This window comes from Corynebacterium sp. LaCa117, assembly GCF_046717765.1.
GTDB lineage: Bacteria > Actinomycetota > Actinomycetes > Mycobacteriales > Mycobacteriaceae > Corynebacterium > Corynebacterium kefirresidentii.
The window spans coordinates 2,415,343-2,429,489 of the sequence record NZ_CP177102.1 but is presented as its reverse complement, the minus strand read 5'-3'; the positions used below and the strand labels follow the sequence as shown (position 1 = coordinate 2,429,489).

10 protein-coding genes and 1 tRNA gene are annotated in these 14,147 nt (G+C 52.5%); 6 read left to right on the top strand and 5 right to left on the bottom strand.

From position 1 onward, the window contains the following. Positions 1 to 103 precede the first annotated feature (103 nt). From ACLI1L_RS11700 to ACLI1L_RS11685, 4 genes are all read left to right on the top strand, one after another. The gene (locus tag ACLI1L_RS11700; protein WP_086589082.1) at positions 104 to 1,585 is read left to right on the top strand and encodes a SpaH/EbpB family LPXTG-anchored major pilin; all 1,482 of its coding nucleotides are present in this window, start codon (positions 104 to 106) and stop codon (positions 1,583 to 1,585) included. Between the two features lie 191 nt (positions 1,586 to 1,776). Beyond that, positions 1,777 to 2,799 (top strand): class C sortase, encoded by a 1,023-nt coding sequence (locus ACLI1L_RS11695; RefSeq protein ID WP_411707640.1) that lies wholly within the window; start codon positions 1,777 to 1,779, stop codon positions 2,797 to 2,799. Positions 2,800 to 2,908: 109 nt separating this feature from the next. After that, a complete protein-coding gene (locus tag ACLI1L_RS11690; RefSeq protein ID WP_411707639.1) occupies positions 2,909 to 3,604 on the top strand; it encodes a hypothetical protein in 696 nt (231 codons plus the stop codon). After that, the gene (locus tag ACLI1L_RS11685; protein WP_411707638.1) at positions 3,604 to 7,110 is read left to right on the top strand and encodes a DUF6923 family protein; all 3,507 of its coding nucleotides are present in this window, start codon (positions 3,604 to 3,606) and stop codon (positions 7,108 to 7,110) included. Before ACLI1L_RS11690 ends, ACLI1L_RS11685 begins: the two co-directional genes overlap by 1 nt. 49 nt (positions 7,111 to 7,159) lie before the next feature. Here the strand turns inward: ACLI1L_RS11685 and ACLI1L_RS11680 are convergent, their stop codons facing one another. Both ACLI1L_RS11680 and ACLI1L_RS11675 read right to left on the bottom strand, forming a co-directional pair. Then, entirely contained in the window at positions 7,160 to 8,059 is a 900-nt protein-coding gene (locus ACLI1L_RS11680) for a class C sortase (protein WP_411707637.1), read from the bottom strand. 729 nt (positions 8,060 to 8,788) lie between these two features. Then, a tRNA-Gly gene (locus tag ACLI1L_RS11675) sits at positions 8,789 to 8,862 on the bottom strand. Between the two features lie 65 nt (positions 8,863 to 8,927). On the opposite strand from ACLI1L_RS11675, the gene dcd reads away from it, so the two are divergent. Beyond that, positions 8,928 to 9,491 carry a dCTP deaminase gene (dcd, locus tag ACLI1L_RS11670; protein WP_411707636.1) on the top strand — a complete coding sequence of 188 codons (564 nt, stop codon included), beginning with the start codon at positions 8,928 to 8,930 and terminating at the stop codon, positions 9,489 to 9,491. A gap of 42 nt (positions 9,492 to 9,533) precedes the next feature. Beyond that, a complete protein-coding gene (locus ACLI1L_RS11665) occupies positions 9,534 to 10,856 on the top strand; it encodes a UDP-glucose dehydrogenase family protein (protein ID WP_005329402.1) in 1,323 nt (440 codons plus the stop codon). Positions 10,857 to 10,927: 71 nt separating this feature from the next. Here ACLI1L_RS11665 and ACLI1L_RS11660 read toward each other — a convergent pair whose 3' ends face one another. The 3 genes from ACLI1L_RS11660 to ACLI1L_RS11650 form a co-directional block, all read right to left on the bottom strand. Then, positions 10,928 to 12,091 (bottom strand): YibE/F family protein, encoded by a 1,164-nt coding sequence (locus ACLI1L_RS11660; protein WP_317027152.1) that lies wholly within the window; start codon positions 12,089 to 12,091, stop codon positions 10,928 to 10,930. 149 nt (positions 12,092 to 12,240) lie between these two features. Further along, the gene (locus ACLI1L_RS11655) at positions 12,241 to 13,470 is read right to left on the bottom strand and encodes a pyridoxal phosphate-dependent aminotransferase (RefSeq protein ID WP_411707635.1); all 1,230 of its coding nucleotides are present in this window, start codon (positions 13,468 to 13,470) and stop codon (positions 12,241 to 12,243) included. A 55-nt stretch (positions 13,471 to 13,525) separates the two neighbouring features. Next, entirely contained in the window at positions 13,526 to 14,128 is a 603-nt protein-coding gene (locus ACLI1L_RS11650; RefSeq protein WP_411708375.1) for a DUF1707 domain-containing protein, read from the bottom strand. Positions 14,129 to 14,147: the final 19 nt, after the last annotated feature.

Genomic DNA, 14,147 nt, shown 5'->3' with positions numbered 1-14,147 from the left:
TAAAGGCTTAGGTATTGATGGGTTGATAGCTTTCTTGGTGTGGGTCGCAGTTCATAGGTGGGGCGTAAGTCTCATAATCTGAGTAATGTAAAGGAACTTTGCCATGACTGTGGTTTCTCGTGCAGTTCGTTCAGTGTCGTTTGCAGCGATTATTGGCTTGTCATTGGGGGTGTCCGCGCCAGGTGCATTCGCCGCGGATCCTACTGAGATTGCGCAACCTGACGGTGTAAATAAGGCCAATATTGATTTTGGTAAGACCGGCTCGATTACTTTGTACAAGAAAAAGGGGGCAGAGTCCGGTAATTCCGCCACGGGTGAGCAAATGGATGGCGTACCTGGCACGGCTCTCCCCGGCGTGACCTATAAGCTCACAAAGCTGGACTACGACTTGCAAAAAGGTGATTGGGCAAAGTTCCCTAAGACTGCGGCTGATGCCAAGGGCCATGAAACAACCACCACCAAAGAAGCGACTACCGATGCTGAGGGTAAAGCCTTCTTTGATGATCTAGATTTGGGTATTTACTTGGTAGAGGAGACCAAGGCACCAAACGGCATCGTGGCAGGTGCTCCGTTCATTGTTTCCGTACCTATGGTTAATGATGCGTCGGATGCATGGAACTATGACGTGATTGCATATCCGAAGAATACGGAAACGAAGACCGAGAAAACGGTTAAGGACGCAGACAAGAATATCCAAGACCTCTACAGCTACACCATTACGGCAGATGCTCCCACGTGGGGCCAAGGTAAGTCGCTGCAAAAGTTCGTGTTCAAGGATCAGCTGGATCCGCGTCTGGCCTTCGATAAGGTTACCGAGGTTAAGGCCGGAAACACCGTGTTGAATCCGACTGATTACACTGTTGATGCCCCTTCAGCAGGTAATAACAACACTTTGACAGTGACTCTCAATTCTGCGGGACTGGGTAAAGTGGCTTCCGGAGCGAAGATGTCGCTAACCTTTAATGTTAAGCGTAAAGAGGTTGGAAATACGACTGAGCTCAAGAACAAAGGTACGGTCATCTTCACGAATCCCAATACGGGAAGCGACGTTAACAACGACACCAACGAAGTTGTCACTTACCACGGGAAGTTGAAAGTTGTAAAGAAGGACGGCAAGGAAGCCAACAAGGTTCTGCAAGGGGCAGAATTTGAGCTGTACCAGTGTACTTCGGCTAGTGATTTGGGTAACGGTCCATTGACCGTCAATGGAACCAATAAGTGGTCGACGGGTGATGACGGTTCTGTGACTATTGATGGCCTGCATGTAACTGACTTTGCGGATAACAAAGAGATTGCAGCCCCAGACCGCAAAAAGTTCTGCTTGAAAGAGACGAAAGCTCCAGCTGGGTACGCACTTCCAGATAAACCAGTGACCGAGATAGAATTCACTCGCGACAATATTAAAAAGACCGGTGAACTTGCCGGTGATGATGAAATTACTTTGGTCTCTGAGATCAACAACATCAAGCAAGATACGCCGAATCTACCTATGACGGGTGGTGCTGGTGTAGGAATCTTGGCTGCGATTGGCGCAGCAATTGTCGCAGCTGGTGTGTGGTTCGCTCGTCGGAGCAGCCGAGACTAGGCGGTAGTTCAGCTGGTGCCGTAGATTGGTTGGGCGGCTATCTACGGCACGAGCTGGGAAGCGGTGTTTCAGGCCTCCGCAGCTTCCCAAACTTTGTTCTGACTATTCCTCGCCCTTTCGAACTTCAAATCGCAGTGACGTGCGTAGTGCGCTAAACATTGTGATGTGTGTTGTCAGTGGGGAGCTATACCGTGGAAAAATCGAACGCCCTGGTGGTGGCGTCAAGCCCCGACCGAAAAAGAAGGAAATTGGGACATGGAGGGTTGGCGCTTCCTGTAGTTGTTGTTGTCATCGGTCTATTGGTAATGCTGTATCCAGTGGTGTCTACAGCATGGAATAATTGGAATACCTCGCGGGCAGCTGAAGAATACGCGCGTCTAGATGACACCGCTCCCCAACAGATACAAGACTCTTTATGGGAGAGTGCACATAGATACAACCGTGAGCGGAACACTGGACCGATCTTGGACCCTTGGCTCAATCACATTGGGGTAGATAATCCCGAATACAAAGAGTACCTGGGAGAACTAGCTGAAACGGACGCCATGGCCCGCTTGGTTTTTCCTGCAATCGACGTGGATTTACCGGTTTTTCACGGAACGGCAACTGACACATTGCAGCGCGGATTAGGGCATCTATATGGTTCGGACTTGCCTGTGGGCGGAGTAGGGTCGCACTCGATAATCACTGGCCACACGGGTTTGTCAAATTCGACGATGTTTGATCATTTGGACTCAGCAGCTGTGGGCGATGAATTTTTCATTCAAGTTGCCGGTCATAAATTGAAATATGAAGTCGATGATATCTCCGTGGTACTACCACATGAGGTCGATAGCCTACAGGCGGCAGCAGATCGAGACTATATAACACTTATAACTTGTACACCATATGGAATTAACAGTCACCGGTTGTTGGTGCGTGGTCATCAGATACCGATGAACGCAAATGATAAGGAAGTATTCGATAACTTCCATGGTGCAGGTTGGCAGTGGTGGATGTATGCACTTCTCGCCGCAGTCTTAGTTCTGGGCTGTTGGTTCGCGAGGTGGATATGGTCTCAGCAAAAGAACCACGATTCCCTAGGAACAAACGGGGCTTTTCGAAAAAATGGGAATGCAGATAGCACGATCGGACAAGAGCTAGGGCGCGGAGATGCTGCAAAGGATTCTGAAGAGGTAAGTAACCCGTGGGAGCAAAACGATGAGGGCTTTTAGAGTGAATTTGGCCAAGGTCGCCGCTACCGGTCTAGCGTGCATGTTCGGTTGCGTGGGGATAGGCACAGCCGACGCGGTACAGGTCGCAGGGCTTCAAAGTCCTACTGGGGTGGAACAGACAGTAGGTACTGATGTACTCACAATTCGCCTCACTCAAGGAAATCCAGAAAAGGATGGGGATCTGCCTGCTGGTGAGATCGAGGGCGTTAGCATTCATCTTGACCGACTGGTTGGGCTTGACCCAACGAAACCGGCCGATGTAAGTCGCATCGAGGGTTTAAGTTTAACAGAATTGCAAAACTGGCAAAGAGACAGGCAGCGGACTCAAGTTACTGATGCTCGGGGCGAAACGACGTTTGAGAATCTGGCTACTGGGTTTTACGTCGTGAGCTCCAGCGCACCTAGTGACTCCTATCGGGAAATTAGCGAGTTTATCGTGGCTGTTCCTTTTCACTCGATAATGGAAAACCCGACACCCGTTCCAGGCGTTATCGTAGCTAAAACTCATATTCCGGGAACGCCGCTGACACCGCCAGTTACTCCGCCAGAAACACCGACGATTTCGACGACAAGTCCCCCGAATACTCCGCCCATTTCTCCAAGCACTTCGACAGCCTCTACTCCTATCGCTGAGATCTCAACGACTCCGCCAAACACTTCAGGTTCTACGACGAAAAGTGGATCGCTAGCAATCACTGGTGCCCAAGTAGTTAGGTTGGTCATTATTGCAGCCATTCTTCTCGGAGCTGGCTTCATTCTCGTCGTCGTTGGTCGTAAGAAAAACATGGAAAGTGAGGGACGCTAATGTCCTGGAATACGACAAATGAAATTCTGCCGACAAGGCGCCACCCTTACGCTTTAGCGGCGATCGTTGCTGTTGTAACTCTCATTTTTGCATTCATTGTTCCTTCTGCCGTCCCTGAGATTGTGGGCGCTGCTGCTTCAGCACAAGCCACTGGTGTCACGGTTAAACTAGATTCCGCTGATATATTAGATATCAGTGATGGGGAGTCTGCGACCTTCGAAGGGCATTTTGATAACGACGGGACGATTGAAGAACTCGAGTTTCGTTTCGATGTAGAACCAAGTCTTGTTCTGTCAGAGGGGGATTACAAACTAACTATTGGTGACAGAGAAATTCCTGTCAGTGAGGGAGAAAATCTGACCATAGATGCGGCAGGAAGTCCCGCTACATTACGGGTCACGGATCTTGCTACAACAGTGTCTTCGGGTACGAAGGTTTCCTTGGAAGCTCCAATTGCGAAGCAAAGCGCAACCCTTAGTGGAATTGCGATCAACGTTAGAAGCGCTTCCGATGAAGCGGAACGTGATACTGATGATGTGCGAGAACTCAGTGAGGAAAATTCGCCACAAGAGACGGAGGGCGCTTCCCAAGAATCAATGACGGTGCCTCGGGAGGAATTGCGTTCCGTTGCTCCGTACAGCATTACTTCTTATGCTGCAGGGGATCGTACGTTCAGAATCGATAAACAGCAGAATTATATTCTTAAGGGGAATCTCTATATTCCTGACTTTAAGATTCCCGCCGGCGAACTTACCAACGGCACAATCACTCTGAGGAAGGGGACTGAAGTCATCCTCGAGTCCAATGTCGATAGTTATTTATCGACGGATTCGCTCAATCAAAAGATTTTTTACACGGGAAAGAACGGCGGCTGGTATGAAGCGGCTGCGACTTATGAGAAGATAAGTGGGAGGAAATACAGGGTTATACTCCCTGAAATAACAATTGGTGGAAACGCACAAATCCAGTTTATGGGCGTTTATCGTGGGGCCCCCTCTACCGTATTTTCTGCTACTTTTACCATTCCTACGCCTGTGTGCACGGCTGAGTCGAAGGTACAGACGAAGCAAGCGCCACGTAAACTGACACCAGAGGAGTTTGCGAACGGCAGTCCTGTATATGTTGTGACAAGCACACCTTCCAATCAAAATCGTGATACTTCGATCCTAAACCGTCAGTTTGATCAGGGTCGTGACTACCAAGTGGTTGGGAAGACTTCATGGGTATATAACGCTTTAGCTTTCAACCCTAAGGATAACTGGCTCTATGCTATTAGTCAGGATCGTGGAGGGGACCCTTGTTTTCCTGGAGGAAATCTTCTGCAGATTGATCCCGCTACAGGAGAAATACACAACCTAGGACCGATTCATAAGGCTGGGAGTAGTGACTCGGCGTTTGAAACCGACGGGGACCGGAATGTGATTAACGCGGGGGTATATACCAGCGAGGGATTCTTTGTCGCTAATACATCAACCTCCGGTACTCGGCGTTTTTATAAGATTAATACTGATACTGTGACTGCTGAACGTGTGTTTGGGAATCAAATGTCATATGCGGAAGATTGGGCGGTCCTTCCAAACTCGCAGAAGTACATGTGGGGCTTCCAGAGCAAGGCGAAAGCCGGCGAAAAGCTAATTCTTGAGCGAATTGACACGACAACTGGGCAGATAGCAACCTGGGATCTGACTAATATAAAAACTATAGATGGGAGGGGAATTTCTAATCCTTCATCTTCATGGGGTAAAGCCTGGACCTATTCCAATGGGAATTTGGGATTCGGATCAGGAAGCAGCCAAGCAAACCAAATGGGGTTTGAACTAAGAATTGCTAACGCGGAATCTACGGATCCAAGTTTCCAGTTGGTCAACATAATGAATAATCTGCCGTCTTCATTCAATACAGATGGCGCGTCTAATTTAGTTCCGCCGCCCCCGGAGCTGCAGTCTAACCTCGCAGTGAGAAAATTGCGCTCGGAAACCAAGGTAACGGACGGGGAAGTGCGAACTTATTGGACTATTACGGTCGAAAATACTACCAATAACCCGAGCGCTGGAGGCTCATTTTTTGACTACCTACCTACAGATACTCATTACGGCGTGAATGCGAATGGTCCCACCGCCCGATTTGAGGGTTTTGGCCCAGACTCAACGAAGTTGAATGGTCGTATGCCTGGATCTGATCAGATTGGAACTGGGTCTGGTATCTACGCAGGAATGGATGTGCCGTCTGCAACTAGTGGTGAGTCGCGCTATCTGCGTGGATACGTGGGAACTATTCCTGGCCGTGCGAAGGTGGACTTTATAGTCTCCGCTCCAGTGCGCAAAGATAAGTACGGCAATCTTAAGACAGTATGTAGCCCGAACAAGGTGGGGCTCCTGCCTACGGACTCTGAAGCTCGTCCGGCTGATGACGATAACGTAGCGGTTGAAGCTTGCTTCGATAAAGTTGCTGTCGACAGTGAACCACGACCAGTTCAAGGTTCTGACAACGAATACACCGTGAAATACAACGTTGTCGTTTCTGCCCCGGATGCGCCAGGGTTTGACAGTAACGAAGTAATCTACGGAAAGTTGACTGATACGCCGAAATTTGTGGGCGCAGCTTCGGTTACTGGCGCTTCGGTTGTCTTTAAAGATGAATTCAACAAGCCTAGCCAAGCTACGTACTCTCCGGGTGCTGGCCCTTTTGAACTTAACGGTAATGCGGAACCAAAGATCATTAAGCCAAAAGGAGTTGACGGAAGTACTGGACAACACGTTTATGAAGTCACCGTTCGCTTCAAACTAGATCGGGCTAAATTGGACAACTCGGTGGTGCCATCTGGACAGCCAAGCCAGCCAGCCGGTAATTTTCGCTGCTATGTCAAGGATGGGCTGTATGAGCCGAATTTTGGGCTTATGAACGAAGCCGAAATGGGCGGATGGAAAGATACCGATTGTATTCCTCTAAAAAACCAGAAGATGGACGTTCTTCTCGAAAAGGTTAGCTATGATTCCAAGGCCGCAGGAAAAATCCAAAACGATGGATTGTTGAGTGGCGCTAAGTTCACTGTTTATAGAGGCGATGCTAACGGAAAGTTGCAGTTTAACCCTGATGGCAGCGTTAATACGGATGTTAATCCGGCGGTGCAGCAGTCGACGACTGCTGCAGAAGGTCGTGTGCGGTTAAATGGCCTCGATGCACCCGGAATCTACTATCTCATCGAGTCCCAAGCGCCGCAGGGATACAATTTGCTGCGTGAGCCTGTTAAATTTTCCACGGCATGGGATGATAACGGAAATGCGGCTATAAAGATACTTTCAGGTGGCGCACTGGCTACTTCCGGAAACGAGTGCGAGAAGTCCAGCAACACGAGCTGTGACAGAGAAGTCGGGATTATACAGATTGCTGATATCAGGAAAGGGGAGCTTCCTAAAACCGGCGGGGCGGGCGTGGGTCTGTGGGTTCTCACAGGTTCTTTGATCGTAATTACAGGCTGCACTGCTTTGAGGCGACGCCAAGCGTAATTGGTTGCCCGCGGGGTCCTAGCGTTTGGGACTACTAGGCCCCTTATGGTCATTTGCTTGGCGACTGTCGCGCTGCGGTCCGCCCTCCTTTCACGAATTTGAACCACCAAATGATTGCAAGGACGATTATGATGACCGCGGTGACCAAAATCGCCCACATCCACCACTGCCAGTGAATTCCGGTTTTGCCGAATGTGGATTCGTCAGCGGGATCCATTGGTACTCGATGCCCAGTGATAAGGAGTCGATGAGTATTGATCCCGTAAGGAGTGCAGGTAATGAGAGTGACGAGATCTTTGTTAGTTTGCCGTTTGAGCGAGCTTGTGTCTGAGGGCACCACTACGCGAACATCATGGACTTCGTATTTAAATTTCTCGCCGCCGGCAGCAATATAAAAATTGTCTCCATTCTTCACCTTAGGAAGGTTGTCCCAAAGCGTGGCATCTTGCAGGCCAGTGTGGGCAGATAGGGCTACGTGCCGTCCCTCACCTCTACCAACGCCCCCCACTGGGAGATCAGTGCCGTAAAGATGTCCGACGCCGCGGGAGAGGGCACGCTCCGAGGTACCATGATAGATTGGGAGGTCAGAGTCAATGGACGGAATGATAATTCGTCCCATCGCTTCGGTTTCTGAAAGGACAGAGAGGTACTGGCGATAGCGCTGGTATTCAGGTGAGTGTTCATTATCTGAAGTATTCCACGCGTCATGCACGTCGATTTCCCCCAGCTGTGCATTATATCTACGAGCTTGTTCCAAAGCCGTGTGTAAAGTTTCTGGAGGAACATTTTTCTCTAGTCTGGAATACTCGTCAGCGGCACGAGACTGTGAGTAGTTATTCCATTGCGTAGCTACCACGGGGTACAGCAGCACACCTAATCCAAGAACGATGAGCGCGAGTGCAATGACGGCATTGGTATTAGGTGTTTTTGAGGTGGAGTGTTTCGCCATTACTTCAACTCTCTATATTGGTACAGGTTGCTTCCCGCCCAGGTGATGGGACATTCGTTCATGAATGCTCAACCCTAAAATCTAGCGTCTTATAGCGCGGGTGTCTTCTAGGATCTTGCAGTCATCGTATGAAGTCGAAATTAGCTGCTGTTAAGCAATTGGTGCAAAGTCTCTGGACTTGTACATTACACAAATCAAGCCCTCAAGAAGCCTCTCAGAGCGTTGTCATGTACCGGCTATGCTACGTCAAGCGTTAAGTGCCCGATACGCGCATCGTCTGAGGTTATGATATAGTTCACAGTTTGTTTTTGAGGGAATCGTCGTGATGCTTGACAGGTGAGTCGCGACATATTTGACGCTTAGGGTTACCTTACCATGTTAGGTGATACTTGACTGGTGAGTCGGGACATGTTTGACACTATGAACAGTCCCAACCGCAATATGGCCATCGTCAAAGCTGTACGCCATCAAAGCAGCGGCCCAGTGGCGCCGATAAAAAGTGCGGCCACTTAGGACCTAAGGCACCTTCTAAAGTCGGATAGCGGAAGGGTGTCGACCGTCAGGCGTAAGTGTTCTTTATGACGTCTTGGTACTGCTGCTCGGGCCGGTGAACCCTTGCACTGATCGCCCGATCGAAGAAACCGGCACCCCAGAACAAAAAGAAACTGAGATGCCGGTTTGTCAACGATGTCGCGACACATCTGTCAAACATGTCGCGACTCATGACATTGGAGCCGACGACGGGAATCGAACCCGCGCTAGCAGCTTGGGAAGCTGCAGTTCTACCATTAAACTACGTCGGCACTGCGCACTTGTGCGCTCCGGCCTACTATACACCTTGGCCTTCGGCATGAGTAGAATTGGGGCCGTGCTTCTTTCAGATCGTGATATCCGTTCCGCCATCGACGCCGAAGAGTTGGGCATCGAGCCCTTCGACAGCGAGCTTATCCAGCCCTCCTCGGTAGACGTGCGCTTGGATAAATATTTCCGCGTATTCAATAACTCGCGGTATACGCATATTGACCCCAAAGAGGAAATGCCGGATCTCACCACCTTGGTGGAGGTAGAAGAAGATCAGTCCTTCATCCTGCACCCAGGCGAGTTCGTGCTCGGTGCTACGTTGGAAAAGTTCACCCTGCCTGCGAACTTGGCTGGCCGCTTGGAGGGCAAGTCTTCCCTCGGCCGCTTAGGATTGTTGACCCACTCCACCGCGGGCTTTATTGACCCAGGCTTTTCCGGTCACATCACGCTCGAGCTTTCTAATACCGCCAACCTGCCCATCGCCCTGTGGCCGGGCATGAAGGTGGGGCAGCTGGCTATCTTCAAGATGACTTCACCAGCGGAAAGCCCATATGGCACCGGCTCGCTGGGCTCGAAGTACCAGGGTCAGCGCGGACCGACGCCATCGAAGTCTTACCTGAATTTTCGATAGGCTTAAACCGGCATTCACATAGAGCCTCTAATATGGGGCTTTATGCGTATGACTGTAATCGGCACCGGATACTTGGGTGCAACCCATGCTGCCTGCATGGCCGAGCTTGGCCATGAAGTACTAGGCGTGGACGTAGATGACAATAAAATTTCCGCTCTTAAATCGGGCAAGGTTCCGTTCTATGAACCGGGCCTACCGGAGGTTCTCGAGCGCAATATCGAGGCCGGCCGTCTTGACTTCAGCACGGACTATGAAGAAGCAGCCGCGTTCGGCAACCTGCACTTTTTGGGCGTAGGTACCCCGCAGCGCCGCGGTTCCTACGCAGCGGATATGACCTACGTGAAGGCCGTCATCACGGATCTGGTGCCCAAGCTCAAGGGCGATCACATCATCTTTGGTAAGTCCACCGTTCCGGTGGGAACGGCTGCAGAGCTCCAAGAGCTAGCCAATGAGCTTGCCCCAGAAGGCACCACCGTGGAAATCGCATGGAACCCGGAGTTCCTGCGTGAGGGGTATGCCGTCAAGGACACCATCACCCCAGACCGCATCGTTCTCGGTGTGCGCGAGGGCGAAAGCCGTGCCGAAGAGGTAGCGCGCGAGGTTTATGCTCAGCCGCTATCGCAGGACACCCCATTCATCGTGACGGATTGGCAGACCGCCGAGCTGGTCAAGGTCTCCGCTAATGCGTTCCTGGCCACCAAGATTTCCTTTATCAACGCCGTTTCTGAGATCTGCGAGATTGCAGGCGCGGACGTTACCGCTCTTGCCGACGCCATTGGGCTCGACGAACGCATCGGCCGCAAGTTCCTGGGCGCTGGCCTCGGCTTTGGTGGCGGTTGCCTGCCCAAGGACATCCGCGCCTTCATGGCCCGTGCTGGCGAGCTTGGCGCCGACCAGGCGCTGACCTTCCTGCGTGAGGTGGATGCTATCAATATGCGCCGCCGTGACCGCGTGGTGGACCTTGCCAAGGAAGCCTTCAATGGCTCCCTGCTTGGCCACCGCGTGACCGTATTGGGCTGTGCGTTTAAGCCGAATTCCGATGACGTGCGCGATTCGCCTGCCCTTGCCGTTGCCGGTTCCCTGTCGCTGGCTGGCGCGGCGGTAACCGTCTATGACCCAGAAGGCATGGACAACGCCAAGAAGGTATTCCCAACCTTGGATTACGCCGCGGACACTGACGATGCCCTGCGCGAGGCTGAACTGGTGATTTTGGCTACCGAGTGGAAGCAGTTCAAAGAATTGGATCCGCAGCAGGCGGGCCAGCTTGTGGACAATAAGCACATTATCGATGGCCGCAATGTGCTGCCTGTCGCAGACTGGCAGCAGGCGGGCTGGAAGGTCGAGGCCTTGGGGCGCACCCTCTAGGTCCTCTACTTCTGAGATACAAAGGCTGAGCAGCGTGATTATTGCGCTGCTCAGCCTTCTGCATAAGGGCCCTAAGATTGTGCGCGCTGTGGCACTGTGAAAGCTGCAATGGCTGTAGTGATGGGAACCGCGAGGGTCAATGCCATCGCACCTACTCCGGAACGCAGCAGCTCCGTTGCGACGAGATCGCTGCTTAAAATCTGGCCTGCGGGGCGCTCCGCTGCGGTGATCAACATGAGCAGTGGCAAGGTCGCACCGGTATAGGTCAGAATTAGCGTATAAACCATTGAGGCAATATGGTCGCGGCCCACCTTCATTGCGGAGAGGAAAAGCTGTGAAGGGCGAGCATCAGGGTCCGCTCCGTGGAGTTCGGTAATGGTGGATGCTTGGGCCACGGCGGCGTCGGCAAGGCTGCCCAAGGCACCGACCACAAAACCGCATAAGAGCACGCCCACGATGGACACGTTGGGCATATAAAGAAGTAGCTTCAGGTTGTCCTCGGAACTATAGCCTTGTAGCTGCGAACTATCGATAGCGGCCCACGCTAACGCTGCTGCAAGAATGAGAGCGATAAGGGAGCCGCCCACCGCCGATGCCGATTTCCAATTCAGTCCATGGACGAGAGGAACGGCGAACAGAATGATGGCGGAACAGGCAACAAGGGCGGACCAGAGGGGGTTATGGGCGTCGATAAGAGCGGGGACGAGGAACGCAAAGATCACGCCTAGGCTGAGCGTCAAGCCGATAAGGGCGCGCACGCCATGCCAGGCCGCAAAAGCGATAATGACGACGGCCACGATAACTGCCCACAGAGCTAGGCTTCTGGTGCGCTGATAATCAGCAAAAGCATAGGACGCAGCGCCGGAAGGGTCATCTGCTTTGGAAAGAACAATTTTGTCGCCCGGTTTAAGCTGCGGATCGCCGGCATTGCCGTAGGTGACCAATTGGGTCATGCGACCTTCGTCCTCGCCGGAGGTGATATTGACCAGGGCACGGTCGCACTGCACTTCCTCAGTCCCAGGAATAAGTGGCGGTGTATCGAAGGCCTGACCAGTAAGTTCCGATTGGCAAGCCGAGTGGTCTGTCGTATCGACCGTGCCCTCGACCTGTGGGTGGTTGAGGGCATAGGTTTGCCGAAAATCGGTGGAGGTGTGCTCGGAGGCTGGACTCTGAGGCCACAGCACTGCCATGCCCGCAATGGTGGCTATTAGCGCTGTGACGAGCACGCCGAGCAAGGTTAATCGCCATGGATGGTGAGTTATCGAAGTAGAGAGCCGACCCCATGAACTAGGGGTCGGCTGAGATTTAGGTCCCGCGGAATGTCTTCCCATGCACCATATTGTTATGGATTGTCAGTATCATTAGCAACTGGTGGGGGAGAAAACTACTGCTTATAGCTCACCAGGAAGTTGCCAAGGCGCTCGATGGCGTTTTCGATCTGGGATGCCCACGGCAGCGTGACTACGCGGAAGTGATCTGGGTTCGGCCAGTTGAAGCCAGTTCCCTGCACCATGAGGATCTTTTCCGCCTTCAAAATATCCAGCATGAGTTTGGCATCATCATGGATTTCATACACATTCGGATCCAAGCGCGGGAAGAGGTAGAGCGAGCCCATAGGCTTTACCGCGGAAACGCCGGGAATCTCGTTGAGCTTTTCATAGGCGATATTGCGCTGGCGCAAAAGACGCCCGCCGGTACCGGTGAGCTCGTAGATGGACTGTCGGCCGCCTAGCGCCACTTGGATAGCGTGCTGCGCCGGTACGTTCGGGCACAGGCGCGTTCCGGCCAGAAGCTCCAGTCCCTCGATGAAGCCACGGGCGTGGTGCTTAGGGCCGGTGAGCACCATCCAACCAGCGCGGTAGCCACACACGCGGTAGGCCTTGGACAAGCCATTAAATGTGATGGTGAGCAGGTCCGGGGCGAGCGAAGCGATGGAGATGTGCTGCGCGCCGTCGTAAAGAATGCGGTCATAGATCTCATCAGCCAAGATGAGCAGGTTATGCTCGCGGGCGATGTTGACAATCTTCTGCAAAACTTCGCGGGAGTAGACCGCACCCGTTGGGTTATTCGGGTTGATGACCACAATGGCCTTGGTTTTATCCGTAATCTTGGACTCGATGTCCGCAATGGATGGATTCCAGTCATCCTCCTCATCGCACAGGTAGTGCACTGGGGTGCCGCCTGCCAAGGAAGTAGCTGCGGTCCACAGCGGATAATCCGGCGCTGGGATGAGAACCTCATCGCCATTATTAAGCAGCGCCTGGGTGGTCATGCTGATGAGTTCGGAGACGCCATTGCCCAAGAAGACATCGTTGATATCAAAGGGTGGGAAATCTTCTAGCTCGTAGCGGGTAACAATGGACCGACGAGCAGGAATGATTCCTTTGGAGGTGGAATAGCCCTGGGAAGTAGGCAGGGCAGCGATCATATCGCGCATGATGACATCGGGAGCCTCGAAGCCAAAGACGGCTGGGTTACCGGTGTTGAGTTTCAAGATGGTGTGCCCATCGAGCTCCATGCGTTCCGCTTCCGCAGAGACCTCGCCGCGAATGTCATACGCGACGCCCTTGAGTTTGTCGGACTGGTCAAAGATGCGGTGTTTCGGAGAAGTCATGGGAATATTGTGCCACGATTCACAGCCACACAAAACGCTTTAACAGCGGAGATGACTATTTTTTATTCCACTCGCTGAATTTGCGCTTGGCCAGATCCATAGCCTGTCCGGTAATTTCGCCGGCTTGCATGCGGCGATCGGCCCACATCTTTTCTTCGATCATTTTTTGCTGTGCGCGCTCATGTGCCGTGAGCGCGCGAATCTCGCGTAATTGCTCCTTTTCAATTTGGCGCACGGATGGGGCGTGCCACGAGGAAGGGCCCACCTTGGCAACGTAGAGCAGAATCCACAGGATAGGGATGAGCGCGGCTGCTACCGCGCCTCCCAGCAAAAGCCATGGGCTGCTCATGGTAGCGCTCAAGAAGATTAGCGTGGGGCTTGCTACTGCAAGCACCACAGAGCCGGAAAGGGCAGTCGCAAACTTCGGTTTCTTGCCTGCATTATGGGCACGGGTGACGTCTCCTCGAGAATAAATCTTGACCTCGTGGGAACCACGCGCCGGAATATCTTGGAAGACGGGCACGAGGTCTTGGTGGGTGCTGGCGCGCATGACGTCGTCCGAGCGGTCCTCGAACTCCTCCATGGTTAACCGGCCTTCACCCACGGCGCGGGCGAGGTCATTGATGGCATCGTTGCGCTCGGAATCGGACAGACGCAGAGTCCGATTGACAGGGGAA

What these genes read in the sequence shown, in the direction of transcription:
- ACLI1L_RS11700 (WP_086589082.1), top strand. Translation starts at nt 104, where the DNA reads ATGACTGTGGTTTCTCGTGCAGTTCGTTCAGTGTCGTTTGCAGCGATT.
- ACLI1L_RS11685 (WP_411707638.1), top strand. Translation starts at nt 3,604, where the DNA reads ATGTCCTGGAATACGACAAATGAAATTCTGCCGACAAGGCGCCACCCT.
- ACLI1L_RS11680 (WP_411707637.1), bottom strand. Translation starts at nt 8,059, where the DNA reads ATGGCGAAACACTCCACCTCAAAAACACCTAATACCAATGCCGTCATT.
- ACLI1L_RS11665 (WP_005329402.1), top strand. Translation starts at nt 9,534, where the DNA reads ATGCGTATGACTGTAATCGGCACCGGATACTTGGGTGCAACCCATGCT.
- ACLI1L_RS11655 (WP_411707635.1), bottom strand. Translation starts at nt 13,470, where the DNA reads ATGACTTCTCCGAAACACCGCATCTTTGACCAGTCCGACAAACTCAAG.